We start from the raw sequence: 24313 nt of genomic DNA on the forward strand, positions 1-24313 counted from the left end.
ATTACTCCGTGATGATGTAAAGGTGACTGCGGGTACCGAGATCGGTTTCTGTTGGATAGTCCTGACCAGGCACGTCACAGACCACCAGTAGCGAAAATCCCAGCCCGAGGTGATTAAACGGATCCATCAGGTCCGTGCCGGTGACCAGCGGTATGCCCGATATAATGGCCGTGCCGGTAATGTCTGAAATATCCAACACCCAGCAGATATCGCGCCAGAGAATGCGGAACTGATATGTCACGCCCTTAACGCTGTAGCCGTACTGCTGATTGTCAGGGGTTAGACCTATTTCATTCATCGCCATTACTGAATACCTATTGCATTGCCAATGGTCGTGCCTTTCGTCCAGTCAAACGCACCTGATGACTTGAGGATCGACACGTTAACGGGCTGAGGCGATTTAGCCCCGGTGTTGATTACCGCCGATGTGGACGCGCCATTTTTCATGTTTGATTTGTCTGCAACCTGAATGTTTTGCGTGCTGGTGATGATGATTTCGCGCAGCGTGAGCGTGGCAGAGAGCACATTTTCGGTGAAGCGGTCGGTGGTGACCTCCAGATTCTGCAGCAGCATATTGCTGTACAGTCGCTTGCCGGTTACTACGTCAAACGGCATGCGGTCAGACTGCAGCTTAAGCAGTTGTTCGTACACCTCGCGCGGGCTGATGCCCAGCAATGATGTGGCGGTCAGGTTGCTGGCAAAATCCAGCAGCGAACCGCCCCCGGCAAAGCCTACCTGCATCACCACCTCAGACGGTCGCTTGTACGCATGGTCAGAAACGGAAGCGCCCACCTCAACAGGATGCTCGGTTATCTCCAGGCGATCGCTGTGTTTCTCAGACACCACGACGCTGGGAACGATAATGCCGATTTTGCGCGACTGAAGCCGGAAAAGCGTTGAAAGGATATCCATCAGCCCGCTCCCACCTTATTTTTACCAATATTTATCGCTTTCTCATTCACTGAGCGGCCTACCTGATCGCCAATCTCGCGAGCGTTGCCACCATAGATGTTATAGGTGTTCTGCTGATTAACGGTGTGGCCACCACCCGGCATATTGCTGAGCACGCGGGGAACGTAGTTGCGCGTTTCCTGCGGCATCAGTGCCATGCCATATTTCTGGACGTTGCCCAGGCCCCAGTTATACGAGGCCAGCGCTTTGGTCAGGTCGCCGCCATTGGCTTTCAGCAACTGAGAAAGGTACTTTGCCGCCGCCTGCGCGGATTTAATCGGGTCGAACGCTTCACCACGGCCCAGCCCCATATCACGGCCGGTACCCGGCATCAGCTGAAAAAGCCCCTGCGCACCGGCACCTGAAACGGCGTTGGGATTACCGGATGATTCGGCTATTGCCACACTGCGCAGCAAACCTTCCGGCAGCCGGTAAAGCTGTTCAAGCCTTTGCATCGCCGGTTGCATCCAGCCCAGCAGCGCGGCACCGTCTTTTGTCGGCTGCGGACGCTTGCCGTCACCGAACCAGCCGTTAACGGTCTTGCCGATGCTGCGCGGATCAAAGCCGGTTTTGTCTTTAAACCAGTCGGCGGCATTGTTTGCGCTGGATGACACGACAGGCAGCGCATCGGGATTTTCTTTACCCTGGTGCAGTATCTGACTGCCAATGCGGGCGGCATCAGACCAGCGGCCCTCGTTAATGGCACTGAGCAGGTCGCCGATCATCGACAGCATTTTACCGAATTCGCCAAACTGTTTTGTCAGGCTGGCAATGTCACTTTTCAGCGTCCAGTTTTTAAGGTCGATATTCAGCAGGCGCGCAACCTGATCGCCCGCGTCCCTGAGCGACGATTTCAGCTCTTTGATGGCTTTCAGGGCAGCGTCAATATCCGGCTGCCACTTTTTCCAGTCGATAAGGCTTTTTCCGCCTTCCTTCCAGACTTTGTAATCGTCATACAGCGCAAAGATAGCCAGGCCTAGCGAGGTGACAATACCAACTGGCGATGTCAGAAATGCTGTGTTCAGCAATTTCCAGGCAACCATCAGCGCGCCGAAAATCTCAATAAGCTGGCGGGTGCTTTTATCGAGAGTTCCCCACCAGTCACGAATATCGCCCGCCGCCTCGATGAGCCGGAAGACCACCTTCCCGATGGTGTCAGCAAGCCAGAGGATGAGTTTTATCCCGCCCGTCAGCGCCGCTTCGATTTTCGGGAAATTATCGATGACCTGTTTACGCAGGCTGTCGATGGAGCCCGCCAGACCGCCCGCAAGGTTTGAGCCGATTTTGTCCCGCGCCATGCCCGCCATTTCACCGAACGACCGCAAAGAGGTCATAAAGCGGTTAGAACTCACGGCGGCCGCATCGGCGTTATAGCCAATGGCCTTTGCCATCTGCGTATACTGCGCGGAGAACTGGCCTACGCCACGGCGCATTGCCATCAGCGTATTTTCATCAATACCCAGCATCTGCGCGTACTGGTTGGCGCGGTAATACGGCATATTGCGCAGCTTATCGCCGACACCCGTAAAAATGCTGGCCATATCGCGCATGTTTCCGCTGGCGTCGCGGGTCTGCACGCCCAGGCGGTTGAGGAAGCCCTCAGCGCCGGGATTGTTGCGCATGAAGTGGGCGAGGCTTTCCAGCGATGACCGCGCCCCGTCAACGGTACCGCCCAGTTGCGACACGGCAAAACCAATCTGCTGGATACCCGCCACCGTTGCCCCGGTGCGCTGCGACATCCAGTAGAGGTTATCCAGGCCGCTGGCGATTTTGGCCGTAAACGCCACTACCGACAGCGCCGCCGCCTCGACTGCCGCACCCAGCTTTACCGCCTGCAGCGTGGTGGCCGCTATCGTGGCGTCAAACTTTTTCGCGCCGGACTCGTCCACCTGAAAGCCCAGGGAGATCAAAAAATCCTTGATAACATCAGCGTTCATTCGCGGCTCTCCAGCGGGCTATGCGGGCTTCGTTGTCTTCTTCAAGTCCGAGATAATCAGCACCCTCGGCAATACGGCACAAATCGACGGCGCCCGATTCAAGGTCTTTGAAGTCGATCCGGAAAGCCTTTGCCACCTTCCAGATCATTTCGGTGCCGTCCGGCAACGTGTCGAGCGTCAGCCCTGTGGCTGCTGGCCCTCCGTCCCTTTCTCTGGGGGTGCGGGCAAAAAATTTCCCAGGCTGTCGCCCACCACGCGACCGACAATCTGCAACATGCTGAACAGGTCAATATCGTCGAATGCCAGGTCGTTGCCCTGCGCAACCGGTACCCAGCGGTCTTTACCGTGCGCACGCTGTACCACAGCCAGGCACGGAAAAATGATCGCGTTGGTGTCTTCTTCACTCAGCATCGCGAGTTTGTCCGCCACCACTGGCAGCAGCTTTTCGAACACCGGGGCATAGCGGGTAAAATCACTCACCTTTTCTGTGTCTGCGCCCTTCACCTTTTTCGTGTCTGCGCTCTGCACCGGCTCAGATTTGGGCAACAGAGCCTGAATGCTGCCGAACTCTGCCAGCAAGCTGGCCAGCAACGGCAGCAGCTTGCGTGACACTTTAAGCTGGTCGAACACACTAAGCTTTGACGCGCTGTAGCGGATACCTTTGATTTCGAATTTCATAGCTTCTCCGTTATGCTTTTGCTTTCTCTTTCAGCAGATCGGCAATAACCGACACCACCGTTTCTGCGGCCAGCTTTGCGCGAAAGACAACAGTTGCGGTGCTTGCACCCGACATGATTGTTTTTTCCGTCACGCTGGCTACCACTGGCAGCACGTCATTCAAAATGGTGCGGGCAATGTCCGCATCCACTTCAACGCCACCAATAAAGCGGGTTTTCTTTTCCATCGGTTAAAACTCCCCTAAGATTTCGTCGATTTTGCCCGCATCAAACACCCAGGATACGTTGCCGGCCACTTTGGGATTGTTCCAGTCAGGCTGTTTCTGGAACGCACAGGCACGGGCGGTAACGATGTCGCCGGATGCACTGTTGCGCAGTACGATGACGTTATTGCCCCATAGTGCAGAAGACTGCGATTGTGCGTTGTACATCAGAGACAACTTCTTGTTTACGGGTGACGTTTTCTGCAGGTTGACGGTGACGGTCCCGGCTTTGCCTGCATGCAGGCTGTGCATTACCTCGCCGTCAGCGCCGATCGTCATGGTGTTTTTTGCCTCCGACATGGTGACCACAATCCCTTCATCGGAGTTTGCGGAACCGTAGCCAAGGTCAATAACGCCGGTCGGCCCCGTCAGCGAGGCCGAGATATCCATAAAACTGTATGCACCACTCATTGATTATTTTCCTCAGCGCATGACGTTAATCTGAACGCTGGCGTAGTGGATTGCTCCCGCCAGCTTACAGGCCACCTGAACCGGTACCGACTTACGCGCTTCGCGGTCAGCCTGTGCCTGAGACGAAATCGCGGCCATGTAGACGTAATACCCTTTGGTCAGGGTGTCACCCGGCGAAAGCTGTCCGAGTTTGCCGCCGTTCCAGATGCCCGGAGCAATCAGGCCGTTGTTCACCGCCTGCGCCATCGAGGCTTCCACGTTCGCCATGATGCGGGTGTTGCCCGCATCGGTCTGCGGCACCTTCGTGGTGCTGGTGTACAGCAGGTTAAACAGGTTGGTCTGGACGTAGTTCTGCAGCCAGTCAAGGCCGTGGCGCTCGTCGAAGAAATCGCCGTTGCCCATGACGCCCTGCTGCAGGATGGCGGTGTCGTTGGCGTAGTACACGTAAACGTTACCGTTTTTGGCATCCAGCGCAGCCGCCTGGGTGGTGTTCAGTGTTTCGTAGGTAATGCCCGGTTCCTGCTTGAACTTCAGGGTGATAGTGGTGTTGTTGCCGGTGAAGTCCACCGTAAACGCACGCCCGAACGCTGAAACAGCGGCGTAGTTGCTGGAGGACGAATACTGTACAAACGTGCGACTGTACTTAGCTGCCTTCACTTTTGACGCGATATCAGTGTTTACGGAAGACAGCAAAGCATCAGTGTTTTTGGTTGTGACAGCCAGAATGCGGCTTACAGATGACGCCTCAATAGCCGCACACACCGGCAGCAGGTCATCATCTTTGCGGTCGGCGTCATACGTCACCCCGAGACCGTACCAGTTGGTAAAGCCCAGGCAGGCGTTGACGCCATCTACCAGCGTTTCCACCTTGCCGGCTTCGCCCTGCACCAGCGTTTTTGCCCAGCGTCCGACATAAACCTGCGTGGGCGTGGGTGACTGTGAGAAGTACGCCACGGCAGCGAGATATTCTTCGCTGTTGGTGCCAAAGTCGGTGCCGATGCTGGCCGCCGAGGAATACAGGCGGATACGTTCGGTCAGCGGAATGACGGTTGCGCTTCCCAGAATAAGCAGTGAGCCAAAGTTTCGGCCCGCCGCCGCCTTCGGTGACATGATGATGTCAACGTTAACGATGTTGGAAACGGGTAAGCCCTGCGGCATGGGTTAATCTCCTGAAATACTGAAAGGGACGTCGGTCAGCGACTGGATACCCCAGGTGCTGATCACTTTGCGGCGCAGGCGAACCATCACATCGTAACGGCGTACCCACTGGTTATTGATGAGTTCCGGCGCGGGCCGGATGCTGTCGCAGTCCGCCAGCGTTAATCCCCACTGGCCCAGCGTGTCGTTGTTCTGATTCACGGCGAGCCCGTCCCGAAACTGCGCGGCGACCTGCTGGCCAGATGGCCCGTAAAAGGACGCCAGGCACTCCACCAGCTCATGTCGCCACTGTTCGGCAGTAGCATCGGTCTGATTAACGAACGCGGGACCTGCATCAGCAGCAATGCCCGTCACGCCAAACGCGCACCAGTTAACATCAGCCGGGGGAATGGCGGGCTGATCGGGCTGCCAGCGGGCAATAACGCGTCCGGCTGCCAGCCCTGAGACGTTGCGGATCCACTGGCTCAGATGCACGTCCAGCGGCGTGTCATAGTCGGTCGCGGCCTGCTGCGGGGTGAGCCAGCCGGGTTGCCCAGTGGTGTTACTGCTCAACGGGGTTTCCTCCGTCAAACGGCAACAGTTCGCAGTGCGCCTGAACAAAGCCCGCGCCGTAAGCGGTATACGGATCGACAAACGAAACGCGGTAATCGCGCCCCTGATACGTCACAATGTCCGCATCCCGTCCGGTCTGGCCCTGCGTCAGGCGTTCGGTGGTCACTATAAGGATTGCACCGTGCACCACCTGCCCCGCCTCAAGCCTGCGGCTTTCCAGCGACTTATCTACCGTCACCACGCCCGCAAACGGAGAGCTCGTGACGGTATTTTTCCCGAACCCGTTATCATCAACGGCCATGCTGCGGCGCTTTACAACTAAGGTGGTGTCGCAGAAGTCGGGATCGAAAAGGATGTCTGTTACGTCAAGATCCGGCATTTTTATCCCTCACAACGTAGGTGATCGAGCGGAGCAGTTGCCCGGTGTCATACAGCGGTTTTGTGCCGCTGCGTCCCCGGCTACGGCGGGCGCGTAACGTGGCTTCGGCAAGCGGGGTAAGCTGGTCACCGGCCGTGATGACGTTTCTGGCAGCATTCACCGCCTCCGTTCCGGCGCGGTTCAGCATGGCTTCGGCAGCCGACGCATTACCGCTCAGGACTTCAAAAGCGGCCTGCTTCATCAGCGCAGCCACCTTTTCGCGCGACTGCGCCACCCCCATATGCAGAAACGGACGCGGCGGCAGCTGAACGCTGTAGGCAGCGACTTTGTGCTGCGTGGCAAAGTTGCTTTTCGCCTGCTGCACAAACTGCCCGTTGCGTCTGAAACTGCCATCGTCAGCAATCTGGCGGTAAACGGTGGTCATGTGCTCCGGCACGCGGATAGTGCCGCCAAAGCTGTGCAGATAGCCCAGTTCGGCGTTGTTGATTTCCATCCCGTCTGAACGTTCGGCACGGTCAGACGGAATGCCCACCAGCACATCGCGGTTGCCCAGCGTTTTGAGCGCATCGAGCACCGCCTGAGCATTGTCCGCACGGAGAACAAGACCCGATTTCATAACTGAACCCCCCCGGCACCGAACATCATCATCAGTTGCCAGAATTCCGCACCGTAGCGTGAATTGTTCCAGAAACCGGCATCAGCATTCAGCGTTGAGCCGGTGTCATAGCTCACGCTTACTTTGTCCACCGACTTGGACGCCTGCACGCCGTTGGTCGAGCCACCCGCACCGCCCGTTAGTGAGGCACGGCGATCGGCAGCAAACAGCACCAGGTAATGCGCCACGAACAGTTCAGCAAAATACGGAAAAAGCTCTCGGCCCGTCACGTTCTCGTTAAGCAGGCGATCGGCAAGGGTCAGGCGAAAGGTGATCTGCGTATCGGGGAATTTCGCCTCGTCAGCAAACTGGGGAAAATCACGCCGGAAATCGGCAATCGTGGGCAGCGAAACGTTTTTGCTCATAACTCACCATGAAAAAGCCCCCGAAGGGGCTGGCTGTCAGAGTCCGTCAAGGTAGGCGATGGTTTCCGGGTAAACCGGCTCAACCGCACCCAGCTTGCCGTAGTAGGTCACAATCTGCCACAGGCCACGGTACTGCACCGGAATGCTCTGCAGCGGCACCATCGGGAAGCGAACAAACTTGTGGTCTTTGGTGTAAGCCACGGCCCGATCGACGCCGTTCGCACCGGCTCCTTTCAGCCATTTCACCGCGCGGATGTTCAGCGGCACGCCGTTCTGATGGTAGGCGATGGTGTTGGTGGACAGGTAAGACAGCAGCGACTGGTTACCGGCAGACGACACGATGACGCTTGCCAGGTACGCGAACTGCTCAGGTGGAAGCAGCAGGTCAGTCGGCACAACCGCATAGCCCGTAGACGCCCAGGCGGCGTTTAGCAATGTGTTAATGTCATTGCGAATGTCATCCGGCTTACCACCCGCCCACACCTTCGCAGCGGCCTGCGTGTTGAGGCCCGGCTGATTCACCAGACCCGGCACGCCGTTAGCGCCCAGCGTTTTGTCACCAATATACACCTGCTCATCGATGTCCATGTTCCACTTAAGCTGCATGCCCGCGTGCTTCTGGGTGTCGATCGGGCGACCCACGTGCTGCGCGGCGGCCAGCTCTTCAACCGTCCAGCCCAGCTCCATGCCCCAGGTGTTCAGGGCGCGGAAGCTGCGCTCGATGTTGACGCTAACGCCCGCCAAGGCGGTGGATTCCTGAGAAATCCAGTTTTTACCGTTGGGGTTTGCGCCGGTACCGACCGAGCCGAACTGGGTGTTGGTCCAGCTCGAAATCTGGTCATAAATCGCCACATCGGTACGCAGGTCAATATCGCGCGACCAGGTGTACTGGACCAGCGGTTCGTTCAGCGTCTGATCCAGGCGCTCAAGCTCACCGACGAGGAAAACGCCGGTGCTGTCATACGTAGCCCGGTCAAAAGTCTGCATGTTCTGCATGGATGTTCCTTAAATCTTGTAGGAGATTTCAACGTTGCCGTCTGCGTCACCGGCTCCGGTGAAGAAGGCATACGGCATGACCAGGGTATTAATCTGTGGCTTGTCGGCGGTGCCGGTGTTCTCCGCTGCGGCCAGAACTGCGCCCAGCGGGCTTGTCTGCGTCGGGTTGGCGTTGCGAATATAAACCGGCGAGCCGCGAGTAATCGTGCTTGCATCAGCGCCCACGTTCACCACCATGTAGCCGCGTTTGAGGATGTCGCCAACAAAACCAAAACCCGCGCCAAGCAGGTAGCTCTTGTCAGGCACGCTCTGCGTCGGATACGGACGCACAAACATGCCCTGAATTTTGTCAGCGGTGTCGCCCGCAGCCAGCGGTACAAAATTCGGCCCGTCATACTTGCCCGCCAGCCCGTAGGCCACGAAGGCGCTGGCCGCATCGGTTTTCAGTACAGCAGGTTCAGTGGTCAGATCCTGCGGACGCGACACGGCACCCGCAAAGCCCACACCCATGCGGTAAAGCAGTGCGTTTTTCATGAATTATTTACCCCGTTTGTCCCAGAATTCGCGGTTGCGCTGGTTGATGGATTCGATGGTGGATGACACTGTGCGGCTGGCATCAGCCGTCCGGGTGGACGTGTTGCGACTTTTTGCCAGTTCGGCCACGGCGTTAAACGCCATGTTCACGGATGCACGGTTCATTTTGCGCACGTCCGCATCGCCCACAATCTGGCGTACCAGCGCCTGATCGGCAGCGGCCAGCACGTCACGCTTGAAGGCGGTGGGCTTCATGCTGCGGTCAAGGTTGACGCCCGGCATGATGAGCTCAGCACGGTAAGCGGAATCGCCGGTGGCTTTTTCCTCTTTCTCGTCCTTTTCTTCACCGTCACCGGTTTTATCCTTGTTTTTGTCCTTGTCTTCCTCATCGCTGTCGCCAGTACGGCCTTCCAGCTTGTCCAGACGGGCCAGGATGGATTTCGCCCAAGGCGGCGCTTCCTCGTCTTCATCGGCGGTTGCGCCCACGATGGGTTTGGGGTCAGCCGGTAAAGGCTGCTGAGGTGAAAGGTTAATGTTCACCACGCCCGGAAGGTCGTCAGAATCGCCAATAATGGATCGTGGGGCGGTCTGGGTCATTTCGGTAATGGTATCCATGTCGCCGGTTTTGACGGCGCGTTTCAGCCGGTTAAACCAGCTCTGTGATACTGTTGCCATTGTGTCGCTGTCTCCGATAGAGCAGATAATTCCGGCCCTGCCTTTGGGGACAAGAGCCACGTGATTGCCGGTAATATGGTGCTGATCTGCATTGCCCGGCCCTTTCTGGCGGTACTTCGCGTCATAGCCGCATGACACTTCGCGCAGGCCGCTTTCGATGGCGTCTATCGCCACCTCGTCCTTGATGATGAGGTCAGCCAGAAGAAGCCCAGACTGTTCACCCTCGCCGCGCCGCACGTCAGAAACGTGGCCAACGGCGAGTTCGCGCCAGTTCTCCGGATCGACGAACAGCAGATTGCCGAGATCGTCTTCGGGATGCAGGAGGGTGACGGACATTCCCTCGAATGAAGCCATAGCCTCCGGGCTGAACACTTCCTCGGGAGTGCGCGTGACGACGATTTCGCCGTCTTCGTCCGGTTCCAGTTCGGGAAAGTCCGCCTCGCCGTAAAGCTGTTTACCCGTCCGGGCGATCGGCACGTCCTTACACAGCAGTGAGCCATCAGCCAGCCGGTATCGCGTGTCACCTAGACGGGAATTGAAAAGGTATTTCATAGTTCACCTGCGGATTTCAGGCATAAAAAAAGCCGCCCGGAGGCGACCATTGATGAGGGTGGAAATTGACGTAATTTATGGCTTATTTAACATAATGATTCTTACACGCCCTTCGCTTGTGACACCAATATAGTAATGTCACTTTTTAACCATTTAGAAATGTCACTTTTTGCGGCATAAGGGATGAATCTTATGCTACAAAAAGGACATTCGAATGTTGGTGACTATGTCAGATAAGGAATTACACCGGGCCAGCGTCATTCAGGCCGTTGTTGAAAAACGTTTGCGCCGTCGCGATGCAGCCATTCAGCTGGATCTTACTGAACGCCAAGTTCAGCGCCTTATGAACTGCTACCGCGAGTCTGGTGCTGCGGGGCTGGTTCACGGGCACCGGGGAAATCAGGGCAACCACAATCTGCCGGAGTCGTTCAGATTGCGTGTGCTGGCTCTGCTGCATGAAAATTACAGTGATTTCGGGCCAACGCTGGCAGCAGAAAAGCTCAGAGAACGGCACGAGATTGTTGTTTCCGTTGAAACGCTACGCAAATGGATGATCGCGAGTGGCCTGTGGGTTCCTTACGTCAGGCGTAAACCTCGTGTATATCAGCCCCGCAACCGGCGTGACTGCCTTGGAGAACTAATCCAAATCGACGGATCACCTCATGACTGGTTTGAAGGACGCGCTCCGAAATGCTGTCTGCTCGTCTTTGTTGATGATGCAACCGGCCAGCTGATGCACCTGCGTTTCGGGGAAACCGAATCCGCGTTTGATTATATGCTGGCCACCCGCGAATACATTGACAAGCACGGTAAGCCCCTGGTTTTTTACAGCGATAAACACGGGGTTTTCCGTGTTAACCACCCGAATGGGGCAAAGACGGGAACAACGCAGTTCGGACGGTTACTTCATGATATCGGTGTGGATCTAATCTGTGCCAACAGTCCTCAAGCAAAAGGCCGGGTCGAACGGGCTAATCAGACGCTACAGGACCGGCTTATCAAAGAAATGCGTCTGGCAGGGATCTGCAGTATTGAGCAAGCCAATGCCTGGTTAGAAACCTTTATTGATAGTTTTAACGGTCGTTTTGCCCGTGTGCCCAGATTCCCTAAAAATCTGCACCGGCCGATCACTGAAAGTGTTGAGGAACTTGATGACATGTTTGCCTGGCAGGAAACAAGAAAACTCACCAAATCACTGACATTCCGTTATGACAAAATTATTTACCTGGTTGAACCGACAGAAGAAAACTCACGCCTTGCTGGCGAAAATATCATGGTATATGACTATCCAGACGGCACTTTAGCCTTTAAATATGCCCACCGCTCACTGAAATATCATGCGTTCGACAAACTTGACTGCATTGACCAGGGAAAAATAGTTGACAACAAACGCCTCGGTACGGTGCTGAAACTGGCACAGGATAAAATGGATGAGCTGGACCGTCAGGGCAAACGCGAACGAAGCAAAAGCATGCCGAAACGCCGGGCACAGGCCCGTGTTCAGGAACAACTCAAAGCCATCAATCCTGTTCTGGTCAATCCAGAAGAGTTCAGAGCAAGTCTTAAAAGATAGCGTTGGCTGATATGCTCCAGACTGAATACAAAATTAATTAGCCATTGATAGTAATCAGTTATCTATTTTTTTGATTGTAGGTATTTTTCTGCATGACTGAAGCACTTGTTAAAAAGCATATCCATATGTCTTTTATCTTCAGGCGTCTGTGGTGGATATTGTTTCGGTACATCAACGGTATTTGTAACTCTGTTTACTTTACCTGCAAGGCCGACAGGCCTCCCTTTTGAATCATTATAGATGCGCCCATCGGCAGCAGTATGCTGAGTTGATGATGATTTACTAACGTTCATGGCATACCTCGTAGCAGAGTGTGAAGTGATGAATTATTAAAAATAATAGCCAGAAGGAAGATCTTTTTTCAAATGGAATTTAAGCCATTCCCTACAAAAGTGACATTTCTATTTTGGGGGATTGCGTGACATTTTAAACTTGCAATAACATCGCTTTTGGCACTCATTTGAAATGACATGTCAGAGACGTAAAAAAGCGTCTTTACTTCGCTTATTCAGGTGTTTTCCGACGATAACATTTTTGCAACAAATCGCCACTTCTGATGTTCTCCGCAAACCCGCTATCAAAGGCCCGTTTTGCCGCCTTTACTCATTCCGCTGGAGGCCGCGTTTCAGCGAAAACAACCTCACACCAGCAGCGGCAGTTGGGCAACGCACCCGCATGGCCCGTCATGCCATCGAGCGTGGGCGGGTCAGTCCAGTTCACGAACTTACCCTCCATCTGCTCATGTGAATGCCTCACGTCACCGTCATCCGCCGTTCGCCAGATATAACCCTGCGAACCACTGGCCAGCGCTCTGGCCTGCGTCAGGGCTGTGACTGCACGACCTGTTTCGGTGCGGGCAATGAGTTTCGCCCGTGACATTGCCACATCACCGGATGCCGCTATTTCTTTCGCAAATGAGTCAGCGCGGCGGCCTGATGCAACAGCCTCAATCGCCTTGTTCTGAATGTTATAAATACGATCAGCGGCTTCCAGCGGCAGAGACTTGATGTACTTCACCTGTTCGGCGACGATACTCTGCATCACCTGGCCCGCTGACGTGCTGCTGATGACGTGGCGAAGCTCATTACCAATCAGCAGGCTGTTACGCCGCCACTCTTTTTCGCTGTGGCGCTCCAGATCATCAGCAAAGCCTGTCGCCACACGGTTTGCCCAGCCGTCAATGATATCGCTGTAACGCTCAAGCGCGTCCATGATGTCGGTCACGCTATCATTTGAACCATCGTAGCGGCCATTTACGATGTCGCCCACCGCCTGCGCTATCCTGCGTAGGCTGGTCCGGTACCGGGCCTCCGCCTGTTTCGGCAGGATCCGGGTCGTCAGTCCGTTCGCTGTACCCTGGCGGCGCTTCGTCTTCCGCATTCTCGATATCCTCATCGGTGATGGATGCGCCCACGCCCGTAACGTCTGCGTTTTCCCTCAAATCCGTCATGCCGGCTTTGACCGTCATCAGTCCCGCATCCACGGCGGCCACGATGGCGTTAACGGTGTTGGTGGCAACCGTAGAACGGTCAACGTCCGACATCTGCCAGAGCGGGTTAAACTCAAATGTGAAATCGTCAGGGAGCGCACTGCCCAGCTCTGAACGGTACATGACGTCGAACAGCTTACGCAGCGGCTGTCGCAACCGGCGCTCCTGCTGGGTGCTGATGGTGTCGTAATAGTTGGCAAGGTCAGCGTCACCCGTAGAGAATCCCTTTGGCGACTGGCCGAACAGGCGCACCAGCGGAATGCCAACAGCGCCACTTATCTGTTCGGCGAACTTGCTGATAATGTCATCAAGGCCCGCAAACGAGTACTGGTGCGTCTCGAACTCGTCCATTTTATCCATGAGCGTCAGGCCTTCATTGCTCTGAAACAGGCGGATCATGTCCATCTGCTTGGTAAGCTTATCCAGACCGGGGCCACCCAGCCCTATCAGTTCACGCAACTGGCCCACCTTATAGGTACGAAGATGCGCCTTATAGACCAGTTGTGCCGCGCCCATTGATGCGCTGTCAAATGCAGTCAGCCTGTCCCAGATGCGCTCTACAATGGACATGCCCCACTCGTTCTCGGTCTGGGCCTGCTGGTAAGGCAGCGTCACGCCGTCGAAGCGGATCAGGCGGCTGTGGTGTATTTTCCATGCCGGGATGCCGGACGCCGTGGCAACCACGTCATAAAACTCCGGCTTGCCCAGGTGCGGACCCATATCCTTGATACGCAGCTGGAGGTTTGGGTTTATCATCCAGCGGTCAAGCGGCAGTATCCCTTTGAACTTGCCCTTACCAATGGTTTCCAGCCGTAATGGCGTAAAGGGTGCCTGCCCCTCGATCATGATGAACCCGACCGCACCGCCGTAGAGGCGCGACCACTTGATGATGTCGTTGAGCCTGTCCCAGATTTCCAGATCGTCAAACAGCGATTCCAGCACGCCGCGGGCTTTAGGCTCGATTTCAGACGTGATACGCAACCCCTTGCGTGTCATGTCATCGGCGATAGCGTCCACCGCTGAACCTATAATGGACGATGAGCGGTAGGCCCACTCAATCTGCATGCGGTTACGGCTGGTGAAATTGGCGCGGTACGTTGACGCAGCGTGCTGGTTGGGCTGCTGCATCCCCACGCGGGCCATGAAGTTATCGTAGCTGTCCGCTGTGGCCGCCGTTATACCGGGCGATTTTGTTTTTCGGGCCATAGTTCCTCGTTACAGTCGCATCCAGGCATCAAGCGCCGTGTTCATGGGGGCGTAGATAATCATGACGGAATCAGCCAGGTTAGGCGATTTGGTGCCGTCAGGCTTTTTGTCCACAACAATCTTACCCACCCCATTCACGGAGTAGGTGGGCTGCGACAGTTCCACCAGAAGCTTGTCTTTCATCGCCATAGCGCTGCTGATCGAAATGATTTCGTCAGGGTCATAATCCATTCCCTCTTTGACAGCGCGGTAGGTTTTCTGAAAGCGGGTGCGAAGGTGCCACCAGCTCTGCGCTTTGGCGTTCGCAAAGAAATCTTTGTTGAGTCGCGCAGGCTGTCCGTTATCCCCTCTGACCGCTTCGGCCTCAGGATCGAACACGGCACCGCTGCCCCTGAACGGGGTGGCAATGATATGGCGTTGCCTTAGTGCCGTTCGCTGCTCGTTGATAACCCTTGCGTCACCGCGTGCACCGGCACCCAGCCCGTCCGCATCAAAACGGAAGGACTCCAGATTCTTTTCATCGCAGAGGGTAAAAGCTTTCTGGACGGAGCCAAAGATATCGTCACCCTTGCCTGACCATTCCTCGGCATCTTCAAGCAGAAAACCGTGACGTGTGGCAAAGGCGTTTTTATCTTTGCCTTCGTCGGCCACGTCCATGGCACCGATTCGCTGCCCGGTTGGCCGGATACCCAGCTTAATGTGAGCATCGACAGCCGCCTGCACCCAGGCAGACGGGATCAGCACACCTTCCACAGACGCGCTGTAGTTAATGTCGATCTCCTGCGCCACGGTCACCGGGTCGAGTTCAGCAACCTGTTTGTCGTACCAGGCTTCATCCTTGCGTGGATCATCACGCCAGTGAAAGGTGAATACGTCGATTTTGCCGCTGTGACGCCGTTCAGCGAACGAGTTCGCCATACCGTTGGGCGTTGAAATGTCCTGACGGCAGTTCGTCGTTGCCGATAACGAGGCGTCCACCAGGTACGGGCGCTCAAGGAACGCGGATTCATCGACGATATAGAATGATGTACGGTCACCACGCCCGATGCCGTCACCGGCTTCACCCGTCATCGCTGAGTCATTCTCAGGGAACAGGATCCGCATGTGCGGGGCGTGTGCTTTAGGATTCCAGCCTCCCCGAAACTCTACGGGCAGCAGGCCAATGAAATTACGCGCCTTGTCAAAGAGCGACTTAGGCGAACCAATTTTGTCTACGTATTCCTCTTTGCGAGAACCAAACCCGGCAATGATGCCGCGGTTGAACAGGCACAGCGATGCCGCCATGCCCACGGTCAGCCAGGACATGCCCATATCACGCGTTTTTTCGGTAATACCGGGCTTTGAGGTGCGCCAGTGCTCGACAAACCACTGTATCCACTCTTCCTGTTTGGGGAATAGCAAAAAAGGTATGCGTGCTGGCAGCCCGCGCTCAACGTTGCGCGGATCAACCGTCATACCCCAGTCGATGATAAACTGGGCAGGATTATCGCGATAGAACGCTTTCATCGCGGGCAGCATGCCGGGGTTTTGCCTGATACGCTGCAACCTCTCCATGCGCCATTCAAACACCTGCGTGTAATCCGGATTACGGAAATCGAAGGGGAAAGGTACAGGCATGAAATTGTTCCGATTTGAACGCTATTTAACATAATAGATGTAATGTGAACTTTGCCAGCGTGCCAGTTTGAAATGTCACCGCCTGAGCCGTGTTTCCCCATGTTATCTATGAGAAAACAGCAAAATGTCACTGCATAAACGGTGCATAAAAGCGGCCCGAAAATGCATAGACCGAAAAGATAACGAAACCGCTATTTCCGGCATTTATCCCATCATCTTGCGGTAAAGCTCTGCGGCCTGGTCTGTTGTCAGGTCAGTGCCGTTACTTTCACCGTGTGACGGCACCGGCTCTTTGCCATCGTCGATGTTATAAGCCTGACGCTCAAGACCCACGAGATTTTTAAGCGACTCTATCAGTTCTTTAACTGACTTTACCCGAGAAGGCAGGCTGATCACCTTGTGGTAAATCTCGTTTAATTTGTCCTGGCCTTTTTCATCCGGGCTGAGCATCAGCTCGCCCAGCTTTTCGAAGTCAGCTAAAGATGAGGTTTCTACCTCCAGCTCGTCAAACAGCATGTTCGCAAGGCGGCGGGCGCGGGTGATATCACCACGGTGTTCCATTCTGACGCGGGCGATTGTCTCAGCCGTTGCCTCGATGAGTACGCGCTCTGACAAATTCCCCTCTGTGCGTACCTGCCTGCGTACTTCCTGTTTGCGTACCAAATCATCGGCACGACTTTTTATCTTTGCGGCGAGGTCGCGCGTCCAGTCATCACGCTTGGCACGCTTACGAATAGCGCCTTCACTGATACTGTGCTGTGCTGCAATTTCACGGAGGGACAGCAAGCCAGCGCGATAGGCCGATTCGATGGCCTCCCAATCCGGCTTTGCCATACTAACTCCTGACAAAAGTCACTTTGGTGGTAATAAGGCGGCGAATCAGCCTGGCGGCTTCGCGCTCCATATCAGCAATCGTTTCTGGTGTGGCAGGCTTAAATGCGTATTTACGCTCGATCTCAGTCAGCACAGCATTCACTTGGGCGTTTTTGGGGTGAGCAATTTCTACCGTTAATCGGGCCATTCGGAACATCCTGCTACAAAGTGAGGTTAGCGCCCGTGGGCGCACATAAACTTTATGCTGCAATATCGGGTGCTCTCAGTGAAAACACCCTGTATTGCTTACGCCAGCTTTTTAGCCAGTGAAGCCACATCGTCGAATACGGTATCAACGTCATGGCCTGCCACTTTCAGCAGTTCTTTCACCTTTGTCAGTACGGCATCAGTTTTATCGGTTGCTGTTGTGACCGGCTGCGCAGTGGTCGCAGTGGTGTTGTCATACAGTGGTTCGGACATTTGTTTCTCCTGGGTGTCGGTTAGGGCTTTTTTGACGCATCACTTTGCGCCTCTTCGGTTTTGGGTTCTTTTAGCTCAGCAAGCCACTCCTGTTTAAGCTCGATGATTTTGTCTTCAACGTGCTTTTCAATGTCCTGCCAGTCGACTTTGATGGCAGCTACGAACTCCTTTGGCTTATTCGGGCTGTTCTTCCATCGGAACAGGCCCACCAGCCAGCCGGCTGCGAAGCCAGTGACGAGCGCAATCAGCGCCCACGTAATGAGTGCGGTAGTGGTAAACATGCTGATCCTTAATTTTTTGACCGGGAGGAAATGGAACGGACGATTGCGAGAATAACCATTGTTGCTGCTACTGTTTTCCATGAAATGGGCACAATTGCAGCCCAGCCAGCCGTAACAGCGAGTAAATTCCATGCCCACAATAGAAGCCAGGCAACACCCATCCCAAATGCAATAGCAAAGGTAATAATCAAAAAAGCAAAAAAGTAGAATGCCGCCTGATTGCTGGTTCGATATTTAATATTGATTGCCATTTTGTTATTTACCTTGTCGGGATAATTCGATTTTGCGGATGCTTGCCTTGTCCTTGTTGCAGTTGCCCAGCACGGTTAACAGCCGTTCGTTTAATTCCAGGCTGCTGCCCCACGTAAGTGGATCTGGAATTTCCGGTACCGGACAATCAGCGGTTAATTCCACTGGGATCGGGACTGGTGGAACCTTAACGAATCTGGTTTCTGTGCGTGCGCAGCTCGTCAGCAGCGGTAGCAGGAACAGGCAGAGCAGCGCACTTGTCTGTCTCCACCGCCTTACGGATAACAACAATGCGGTTTTCGCTGTCGGTGTTGGCCTGCTGTTTCTGGGCCTGCGTTGAGGCAGCAATGTCGTTAAACAGTCTAACGGCAGAGATAACATTGTTGGTGACAGCCTCGGCTGATTTTGTCTGCTGAATTGCCGCATCGCGCTGTTTCTCCACTCTCAGAGTTGAATCACGGTAATGGGCAGCGGTCAGCAATAACGCAGCTATCAACACCACCAGCAGGAAAGCCAGCACAACGCGCCAGTTACTCAGTAGCCAGGTCATGGATTCAGGCTCCAGTTACAGATCTCACGCTCAACATCGCGACGATTAGCCAGCCCCTGAATCCTCACGCGGTCAACGTATACCCAACTGCGAAGGCCATCACAGGCTTGCTGATAGCGGCCAGCATTAAGGTTGCGCAGTACCGATGAGTGCTCGAATGCATTAACGCCGACGTTATAGCTAAAACTGATAAGAGCGGCTTTCTGATATGCATTCGACGGCACCTTTACGGACCTTTCCACAGAGCGGGCATAGGGCTGCAGGTGTTTTTGCAGAAGCGCGTCGCACTCTTTTTGGGTATAAGTTTTACCATGAATTACGTCCGGGCCTGTGATGCCGTTGCATACAGTCCAGACGCCACCCGCATCACGGTATGGCGTGTAGGAATTGCCTTCGAGGCTTGGAACCAGAACAGCCGCGATGGCCAACGCACCACCACCAGCAGCTGTGATGAGGCTTTTACGTAAAGCGGGTGAAATAGCCATGTCTACTCCTTCGCAGCATCAAGCACCTTGTTTATGCCCTGAATAACTTCCGGCGATTTCTGAACCGCTGGGGAGTCTTTCGAGCCTTGCAGATAATCAAGCACCGCCTGAGCACGAACGCGGTCTAACTCCAGGCGCTCGCGCTCACTGCGCATGCTCTCTTCAATTTCCTGACGCTTCAGCTTTTCAGTGCGCCGCTTATCCAGATACCCAAAGATGGCTATCACTAAACCTGCCACGGCGGTGATCATGTACACCCGGTCGAGTGTCACGACTCCGGCGAGGCTTGAAAGAGTTGCCATCCAGGTGCCCCCGCTGATTGCAGTGTCTGCGTGTTGGTTCATGCGTATCATATCCACCCCCGAAGCGGGGACTTGTCCAATTAGGAATTGTCTACTTTCTGAACTGGACAAGCCCGGTTAGCCTTTTTCGTGTCGAATGAAAAAGCACAGCCCTGCCGCTGGGTAGCCAATGAATGGAAAACTGTAATTTCACAGTCAGGTTGAGATTGCGCATCGCCACAGCGTCAAAGGGTAAGTGGTTTGTTGATTGGCGAACGCAAAAAATTAAGGATGCCGCTACGTTTAATAACCATTTAAACTACATGGATATAATCTTCAGTGGGTTACCCACCCATCCAAAGATGACCCTGTAACTGACTTAGCAGCCGCTACCACGTACCTTCGGTAGCGGTTTTTTTGCATAACAAAAGGCCCACCGGAGTGAGCCTTGGAGTGCTGTAAATTGTGGCTATAAGTCTGCGGTGCCGGGTGCCTCCCGGTGCCCAACTCTCTCAGCAGAGTAAGACGCTGAGTAATCTTGTATCACTGAGGCAGCCTCGCCGCTTAGGGAGATTCACCGCATTAGTACCATTTTAATCATCAAAATTAATAAAAATAACTAACCATTTATAGGTAAATGTATTAAAAATCATATATATGAATAAAATTAAGCATTAATTATCAAAAAAATATTACTTTAAAGTGGTCCTATCTCTGCGGGCGTTACAGGATGTTTTGCCCAGATAACCATTGGTGTTTGTAAGTGTGTTTCAGCCGCGTAAGGACATTCCTCCCTTACGCGGTTTTTTTCTTGCGCGAATCACAGCCACCATCTTGGCATGATATTCACATAAACAACAACGCGCCATTCCTCAGCGCGGCCTGTCGATTCGCAATCATTTACAGGTCTTCAAGTCCCTGAATGGGAATACATGCTCTGACGCAACTGCGATTAACTGCCTGGCATATCTGCCCAGAGCGAATTTGGTGCAAACTGATGGTAACGATCCACCCTCTCAAGCTCTTCAGGCAAGCGCTAATCCTTCTCAGCTAAGTTTGCATTTTTGGCGGGAAAGGCAGGATTCGAACCTGCGACCAATCGATTAACAGCCGAACGCACAACCGCTGTGCTTCTCACCCTGAATTACAGGCACAAAAAAACCCCGCCGAAGCGAGGTCTTGAATGTGATTAGTGGTGTATGCGTATAAATATCCCACTATCTGGCCAGAATACGCCAGTTTTATGCAATGTCAATTTATTTCGTGGCTTTCCTGAATACTGCGTCGGCGTGCGCTTCTTCGATTTCGCACTTGCTCACCAGCATTTCGAAGAATGGCTTCCAGTTGCGTGACCAGGATGACTGTGTGAGTTCCGGGACCAGTAGGGCGACTGAACGGTAAGCCATGCTCGACGGCAAACGACGATAGCCGCGGCTTGAACAACGTTCACACTCTTTCTCAACCGGTACACCCTGGCGCTTTGAGGCTTCCAGATCCCTAACCCGGCCTGTACCATTGCAGCGACAACGGGCAGATACACGCCCTTTGCCGTCACAATGATCGCATTTTTCCCTGACCATTTCCTGAACAATGCGGGGCGGTATCTTTTCCTCGCCGTCTACAGCGCTGATATAGCCTGGATACTTCACTACGTTGCGCATGACGTGGTTAAACCCGGTGCCGTTGCAGTGCTGGCATGGTGCTGTGGATGATGCCGAACGTGCATATTCATCAAACGCCAGCTTTGAAAGAACCATCAGACAACGCCCCAGCTTTGCGCCAGCGGCTTTCCTGAGCAGCTTTGGTGCAGTGCGGTTGGCATACTGTAAAAGCTGTTCAACAGTGCGGTAAGTTTCCTCGTTGTTGCCCGTGGATTTGGCCAGCACAGCCGAAATACCAAACGGTGCCTTAGACTGACAAAACCCCACCGCGCCCATCAGATCCGTTCCGGTCAGCGAATCACTGCCTGTAGCGGGTGTGGTGGCGTCATACTGCTGGCTCTTGGGATTGAAATATTTGAGTGCTGATTCCAGTTTCATGCCGCCGCCTTTTTGTTGAATGTGAGTTCACGCACCTGATCACCTTTCTGGATGACATCGTTAAAATCATCCGAGTCCGGCCAGCGCACTGTGACTTTCTGAATATCGTTTTTTGCCAGTAAATTTCTGTGGGCGCAGGCAAACGCTGCCGAATGCCCTGTTGCTGTGTGCCTGTCCATGTCGGTAAAAATAATCAGGTGAGTTACCCCTGCCGGCGCGAGAAACTTCTCCATGAAATTTGCGTTTATGACTGACCAGGTATTGACGCCATAAAGCTGTTTGCACGACAGGGCCGTTTCGATCCCTTCTGCGATACCCAGCGTTGATGCCACCGGGAAAAGCCGGATAGCAACTGAGGTGGCATATTCCAGATAGTTATCGTCCTGTAGCTTTTTCTGCTTTTTCGCCATATCGACTGATGCCTTTTTGTCACCGTCCAGTAGCGTGCGGTGCAGATAGCACAGGTTCATTTTGCTGTCGGTTGCCAGTGACCATATCGCCTGAAACGTGCCGCCAGCGTGCAGAGGCTGACTGTTGCAGTATCTGGCTGCATCCGGCACAGGCAGAGTGAATATCCCCCTGCTGCTGAGATAAGCCTGTGCGGGCGTGTCTCGCAGCCCCTGCATCCCGGAGAACTTACGCAGAACGGCATCACGCACCTGATCCACCGTTGTGACCTGCTTTTGTCGCTGCGGTACGCTGGCGTCATGCTGCCAGACATTACCGATAATCTGATCCACCTCGGCGAACAGTTCACCAATGCTCTTCTGCTGCGTGAGTTCAAGCAATTTCCAGCCGTCACCGCTGCCGCAACTGCAAATCCACGTTCCGCGCCTGTCTTTGTCATCAATGCGAAACTTGCCCTTGCGGTTACAGACCGGACATTCCTTCGCCCAGTGTTTTAAACCCGTTACAGGCGGCAAACCGAATGCCTTAAACACTTCCGGCCAGCGCCCGATCACGGCGTCTCTGGTATTCATCAGGCGGCACCCCGCGACTTACTGAATGCGATAAATTTTGCCTTGATATACCCGGCAACCTCCGGCCCGGTTTCCATCGGGTAATCAGACAGCCCGTTAGGCCATTCTCCGAACTTCTCCCTGAAAGTGTGGGCGCACCATCCGTCAGATACAGGCTTTTTGCCGCTCATTGCCCTGAACCGCTGATAGCCCTTAATCTGGCTCCACCACACCTGCTTGTCGCTGCGGGTATAAACACGCTTCTTGCCTGTCAGTTTGTGCAGCTTGCGTGAGGTGTCCGTTTCGACGTTCTCACCGCCAACAGGCTTGAATCCGCATTTCGGGCAGACGTAAACGCCAGCGGGTTTCATGAAATGGCACTGTGAGCACTCTTTGGGTTTCTTCTCTGCCTTTTCGCTTTCGCCGTAACCGGCTGCGGTCTTCATGCCGTCGTTTTTGCCAGGCAGCGTGTCGTACTCGATATCGTCCGGGTAGCCCAGGCGGTGTATGCTGCCGCTGTGATCGAATATCAGACAGTGGTCTTTCCCGGGTGCCGTGCGCAGACCGCGCCCCAGACACTGGATCCAGCGCATTTCTGATTTGGTCGGGCGGGCATAGATAATACAGCGCACATCGCTGTCAAAACCCGCCGTCAGCACACCCACGTTGACTATTACCTTCGTGGCACCCTGTTCGAATCGGTGAATAATCATCCGGCGCTCATCGGACGGGGTGGCGTCAATGATGATCTCAGCAGAGACGCCAGCACGGTTAAACTCTGTCGTGATAAATCCGGCGTGAGACTGATTGACACAGAAGCACACGGTCGGGCGGTTTTCGCCATGCTGCAGCCAGTTACTGACGATATCGCCCACCAGCGCAGAATCGCCCATAATTTCGGCAAGCTGTTCCTCGTTGTAATCCTTTCCGAAGCCGCCCTTTGCGGACATTTTCACGCCGTTCAGATCCGGGTTTGTGGGTGCGTAGAACTCATACGGACTCAAATCACCAATACCGATCAGCTCTTTCATCGTGGTTGGCTTGATGAGGCGCTCGTAATACTGGCCCATCCAGGATGAGAACGGCGTACCTGACAGACCGATCACCCGAATGTCGCTGTCGCGGATAACCTCAAGCAGGGCGCGGCGTTTCATATGGGCCTCGTCCACGATCAGCAGGTCGATATTGTCCGGGAATTCACGGCGAATCAGCGTATCTGCCGAAGCAATCTGAATCAGGCGGTCCGGGTCATGTGGCTTGTAGTCGCGCCAGACGTAGCTGATCTGGTCTTCCGGGATGCCATACTGGACGAAACGCGCCGCCGTCTGGTGTACCAGTGTCAGGTAAGGCGCTACAAACATCGTGCGTTCACCGCTGGCAAGCGCACGGTCGGCCAGATAGGCAGAGATAAACGTTTTACCGTAGCCTACTGGTGCGTAAAGCAGGAATGTGCGATAGTCATTCCAGTCATCGCGTAGCATCTGCAACGCGGTGACCTGCTTGGTCTTCGGTTTAAGATTCAGCATTTCCTGGTTCCTTTTGGTTTGCGGGCTGAAACCTCCCTCAAGGTTTCACGCCCTTCCAGATCTTCCTGCTCTGCCTTCATCGCCGTTTTCAAATCCGCAATGCTTATGACCTGAGCCGATTTTTTACCCATCGTGTAAAAACTTGCCTTAGCGATGTTCCAGCTACGCCCGCCCCAGACAAATTCCGGGTTGATTGCGTAGATCCCTCCCCGGCGATACCTGATTAACCCTGTCTCAACAAGCTCCTTATTGGCCCGCTGTATGCTGCGCTCAGTAAGCCCCAGAGCCTGAGTAATCACGTCACCCGAAGCGATGTAACTTCCCAACCGCCAGTCCGTTTTTTCCACCAGGTAACCAAACAATCTCAATGCTGCCGGTGACACCTGCGACAGGCGGGCAAACATCGTCTGGTTATTAAACATCCGACAAAATCTCGTCATACAGCCCCGTAACTCATTGATTTTTAACAATACGACAGACCCTGTCATGTTAAACGACAAACCCTGTCGTTTTGATGTTGATTAACCTTCTGTTTTTATTGAAAAAGTTAAGTTCCCCTCTCCTTGTCCTTATATCCCGTGCTCGTAGACTCGATCCGCAGTTGACCTTGACCCTGGTTTTCTGTGTTTTTACCTTGTGCAAACCTGACGATTTTTTCCC

The 24313-nt window shown here is 54.2% G+C and carries 32 protein-coding genes and 2 tRNA genes; 1 reads left to right on the forward strand and 33 read right to left on the reverse strand.

Going from position 1 to position 24313, the window contains the following annotated elements; translation table 11 throughout:
- Position 1: 1 nt before the first annotated feature.
- Genes GC087_RS21275 through GC087_RS21345 form a run of 15 tightly spaced genes read right to left on the reverse strand, consistent with a single transcriptional unit; the run spans position 2 to position 10105 of the window.
- Positions 2 to 304, reverse strand: coding sequence for a phage baseplate plug family protein (locus tag GC087_RS21275; RefSeq protein ID WP_324029258.1), 303 nt, complete (start codon positions 302 to 304; stop codon positions 2 to 4).
- The gene (locus GC087_RS21280) at positions 304 to 912 is read right to left on the reverse strand and encodes a phage baseplate protein (protein WP_324029259.1); all 609 of its coding nucleotides are present in this window, start codon (positions 910 to 912) and stop codon (positions 304 to 306) included. The genes GC087_RS21275 and GC087_RS21280 overlap by 1 nt, the downstream gene beginning before the upstream one ends.
- On the reverse strand, positions 912 to 2888 hold the full coding sequence (locus GC087_RS21285) for a transglycosylase SLT domain-containing protein (RefSeq protein WP_324029261.1): 1977 nt from the start codon (positions 2886 to 2888) through the stop codon (positions 912 to 914). Before GC087_RS21285 ends, GC087_RS21280 begins: the two co-directional genes overlap by 1 nt.
- Positions 2878 to 3036, reverse strand: a complete 159-nt coding sequence (locus tag GC087_RS21290) for a DUF6889 family protein (protein WP_015700135.1) — start codon at positions 3034 to 3036, stop codon at positions 2878 to 2880. The genes GC087_RS21285 and GC087_RS21290 overlap by 11 nt, the downstream gene beginning before the upstream one ends.
- A gap of 29 nt (positions 3037 to 3065) precedes the next feature.
- The gene (locus GC087_RS21295; protein WP_324029262.1) at positions 3066 to 3566 is read right to left on the reverse strand and encodes a phage tail assembly chaperone; all 501 of its coding nucleotides are present in this window, start codon (positions 3564 to 3566) and stop codon (positions 3066 to 3068) included.
- Positions 3567 to 3576: 10 nt separating this feature from the next.
- Entirely contained in the window at positions 3577 to 3792 is a 216-nt protein-coding gene (locus tag GC087_RS21300) for a hypothetical protein (protein ID WP_324029264.1), read from the reverse strand.
- 3 nt (positions 3793 to 3795) lie between these two features.
- On the reverse strand, positions 3796 to 4239 hold the full coding sequence (locus GC087_RS21305) for a phage structural protein (protein ID WP_324029265.1): 444 nt from the start codon (positions 4237 to 4239) through the stop codon (positions 3796 to 3798).
- 12 nt (positions 4240 to 4251) lie between these two features.
- Positions 4252 to 5397 carry a DUF3383 family protein gene (locus GC087_RS21310; protein ID WP_324029267.1) on the reverse strand — a complete coding sequence of 382 codons (1146 nt, stop codon included), beginning with the start codon at positions 5395 to 5397 and terminating at the stop codon, positions 4252 to 4254.
- A gap of 3 nt (positions 5398 to 5400) precedes the next feature.
- Positions 5401 to 5949 carry a phage neck terminator protein gene (locus tag GC087_RS21315; RefSeq protein WP_324029269.1) on the reverse strand — a complete coding sequence of 183 codons (549 nt, stop codon included), beginning with the start codon at positions 5947 to 5949 and terminating at the stop codon, positions 5401 to 5403.
- On the reverse strand, positions 5939 to 6328 hold the full coding sequence (locus tag GC087_RS21320; RefSeq protein ID WP_324029270.1) for a head-tail adaptor: 390 nt from the start codon (positions 6326 to 6328) through the stop codon (positions 5939 to 5941). Before GC087_RS21320 ends, GC087_RS21315 begins: the two co-directional genes overlap by 11 nt.
- Positions 6315 to 6944, reverse strand: coding sequence for a hypothetical protein (locus GC087_RS21325; RefSeq protein WP_324029271.1), 630 nt, complete (start codon positions 6942 to 6944; stop codon positions 6315 to 6317). The genes GC087_RS21320 and GC087_RS21325 overlap by 14 nt, the downstream gene beginning before the upstream one ends.
- Positions 6941 to 7348, reverse strand: a complete 408-nt coding sequence (locus GC087_RS21330; RefSeq protein WP_324029273.1) for a DUF4054 domain-containing protein — start codon at positions 7346 to 7348, stop codon at positions 6941 to 6943. The genes GC087_RS21325 and GC087_RS21330 overlap by 4 nt, the downstream gene beginning before the upstream one ends.
- A gap of 36 nt (positions 7349 to 7384) precedes the next feature.
- The gene (locus GC087_RS21335) at positions 7385 to 8335 is read right to left on the reverse strand and encodes a DUF2184 domain-containing protein (RefSeq protein ID WP_324030669.1); all 951 of its coding nucleotides are present in this window, start codon (positions 8333 to 8335) and stop codon (positions 7385 to 7387) included.
- A gap of 18 nt (positions 8336 to 8353) precedes the next feature.
- Entirely contained in the window at positions 8354 to 8878 is a 525-nt protein-coding gene (locus tag GC087_RS21340) for a structural cement protein Gp24 (RefSeq protein WP_324029275.1), read from the reverse strand.
- 3 nt (positions 8879 to 8881) lie between these two features.
- Positions 8882 to 10105: a DUF2213 domain-containing protein gene (locus GC087_RS21345; protein WP_324029276.1), complete on the reverse strand. Its 1224-nt coding sequence runs from the start codon at positions 10103 to 10105 to the stop codon at positions 8882 to 8884.
- A gap of 226 nt (positions 10106 to 10331) precedes the next feature.
- Between GC087_RS21345 and GC087_RS21350 the strand changes: the two genes are divergently transcribed.
- Positions 10332 to 11678, forward strand: coding sequence for an ISNCY family transposase (locus GC087_RS21350; protein WP_324030623.1), 1347 nt, complete (start codon positions 10332 to 10334; stop codon positions 11676 to 11678).
- Positions 11679 to 11740: 62 nt separating this feature from the next.
- On the opposite strand, the gene GC087_RS21355 is transcribed toward GC087_RS21350, so the two are convergent.
- From GC087_RS21355 to GC087_RS21440, 18 genes are all read right to left on the reverse strand, one after another.
- A complete protein-coding gene (locus tag GC087_RS21355) occupies positions 11741 to 11971 on the reverse strand; it encodes a hypothetical protein (protein ID WP_324028428.1) in 231 nt (76 codons plus the stop codon).
- 310 nt (positions 11972 to 12281) lie between these two features.
- Complete coding sequence (locus GC087_RS21360; RefSeq protein ID WP_324029277.1) at positions 12282 to 12947, reverse strand: phage head morphogenesis protein; 666 nt, start codon at positions 12945 to 12947, stop codon at positions 12282 to 12284.
- Complete coding sequence (locus tag GC087_RS21365) at positions 12907 to 14373, reverse strand: phage portal protein (protein WP_324029278.1); 1467 nt, start codon at positions 14371 to 14373, stop codon at positions 12907 to 12909. Before GC087_RS21365 ends, GC087_RS21360 begins: the two co-directional genes overlap by 41 nt.
- 9 nt (positions 14374 to 14382) lie before the next feature.
- A complete protein-coding gene (locus tag GC087_RS21370) occupies positions 14383 to 15990 on the reverse strand; it encodes a terminase large subunit (RefSeq protein WP_324029279.1) in 1608 nt (535 codons plus the stop codon).
- Between the two features lie 204 nt (positions 15991 to 16194).
- Positions 16195 to 16824, reverse strand: coding sequence for a hypothetical protein (locus tag GC087_RS21375; RefSeq protein ID WP_324029281.1), 630 nt, complete (start codon positions 16822 to 16824; stop codon positions 16195 to 16197).
- A 1-nt stretch (position 16825) separates the two neighbouring features.
- Positions 16826 to 17011, reverse strand: a complete 186-nt coding sequence (locus GC087_RS21380; protein WP_324029282.1) for a hypothetical protein — start codon at positions 17009 to 17011, stop codon at positions 16826 to 16828.
- Between the two features lie 98 nt (positions 17012 to 17109).
- A complete protein-coding gene (locus tag GC087_RS21385) occupies positions 17110 to 17283 on the reverse strand; it encodes a hypothetical protein (protein WP_324029283.1) in 174 nt (57 codons plus the stop codon).
- Positions 17284 to 17303: 20 nt separating this feature from the next.
- On the reverse strand, positions 17304 to 17564 hold the full coding sequence (locus GC087_RS21390) for a hypothetical protein (protein ID WP_324029284.1): 261 nt from the start codon (positions 17562 to 17564) through the stop codon (positions 17304 to 17306).
- An 8-nt stretch (positions 17565 to 17572) separates the two neighbouring features.
- Positions 17573 to 17815, reverse strand: a complete 243-nt coding sequence (locus tag GC087_RS21395) for a hypothetical protein (RefSeq protein ID WP_324029285.1) — start codon at positions 17813 to 17815, stop codon at positions 17573 to 17575.
- A gap of 185 nt (positions 17816 to 18000) precedes the next feature.
- Entirely contained in the window at positions 18001 to 18363 is a 363-nt protein-coding gene (locus GC087_RS21400; RefSeq protein WP_324029286.1) for a hypothetical protein, read from the reverse strand.
- Positions 18360 to 18848, reverse strand: coding sequence for a lysozyme (locus tag GC087_RS21405; protein ID WP_324029287.1), 489 nt, complete (start codon positions 18846 to 18848; stop codon positions 18360 to 18362). Before GC087_RS21405 ends, GC087_RS21400 begins: the two co-directional genes overlap by 4 nt.
- Before the next feature lie 2 nt (positions 18849 to 18850).
- Positions 18851 to 19150 (reverse strand): hypothetical protein, encoded by a 300-nt coding sequence (locus tag GC087_RS21410; RefSeq protein ID WP_141119364.1) that lies wholly within the window; start codon positions 19148 to 19150, stop codon positions 18851 to 18853.
- A gap of 964 nt (positions 19151 to 20114) precedes the next feature.
- Positions 20115 to 20189, reverse strand: a tRNA-Phe gene (locus GC087_RS21415).
- A gap of 5 nt (positions 20190 to 20194) precedes the next feature.
- A tRNA-Asn gene (locus tag GC087_RS21420) sits at positions 20195 to 20269 on the reverse strand.
- 116 nt (positions 20270 to 20385) lie between these two features.
- Positions 20386 to 21168, reverse strand: coding sequence for an antitermination protein Q (locus tag GC087_RS21425; protein ID WP_324029288.1), 783 nt, complete (start codon positions 21166 to 21168; stop codon positions 20386 to 20388).
- The gene (locus tag GC087_RS21430; RefSeq protein ID WP_324029290.1) at positions 21165 to 22148 is read right to left on the reverse strand and encodes a toprim domain-containing protein; all 984 of its coding nucleotides are present in this window, start codon (positions 22146 to 22148) and stop codon (positions 21165 to 21167) included. The genes GC087_RS21425 and GC087_RS21430 overlap by 4 nt, the downstream gene beginning before the upstream one ends.
- On the reverse strand, positions 22148 to 23653 hold the full coding sequence (locus GC087_RS21435) for a DEAD/DEAH box helicase family protein (RefSeq protein ID WP_324029291.1): 1506 nt from the start codon (positions 23651 to 23653) through the stop codon (positions 22148 to 22150). Before GC087_RS21435 ends, GC087_RS21430 begins: the two co-directional genes overlap by 1 nt.
- Positions 23647 to 24075, reverse strand: coding sequence for a hypothetical protein (locus GC087_RS21440; RefSeq protein WP_324029293.1), 429 nt, complete (start codon positions 24073 to 24075; stop codon positions 23647 to 23649). The genes GC087_RS21435 and GC087_RS21440 overlap by 7 nt, the downstream gene beginning before the upstream one ends.
- Between the last annotated feature and the right edge of the window lie 238 nt (positions 24076 to 24313).

It is taken from the genome of Pantoea sp. JZ2 (assembly GCF_035191405.1).
Taxonomy (GTDB): domain Bacteria; phylum Pseudomonadota; class Gammaproteobacteria; order Enterobacterales; family Enterobacteriaceae; genus Pantoea; species Pantoea stewartii.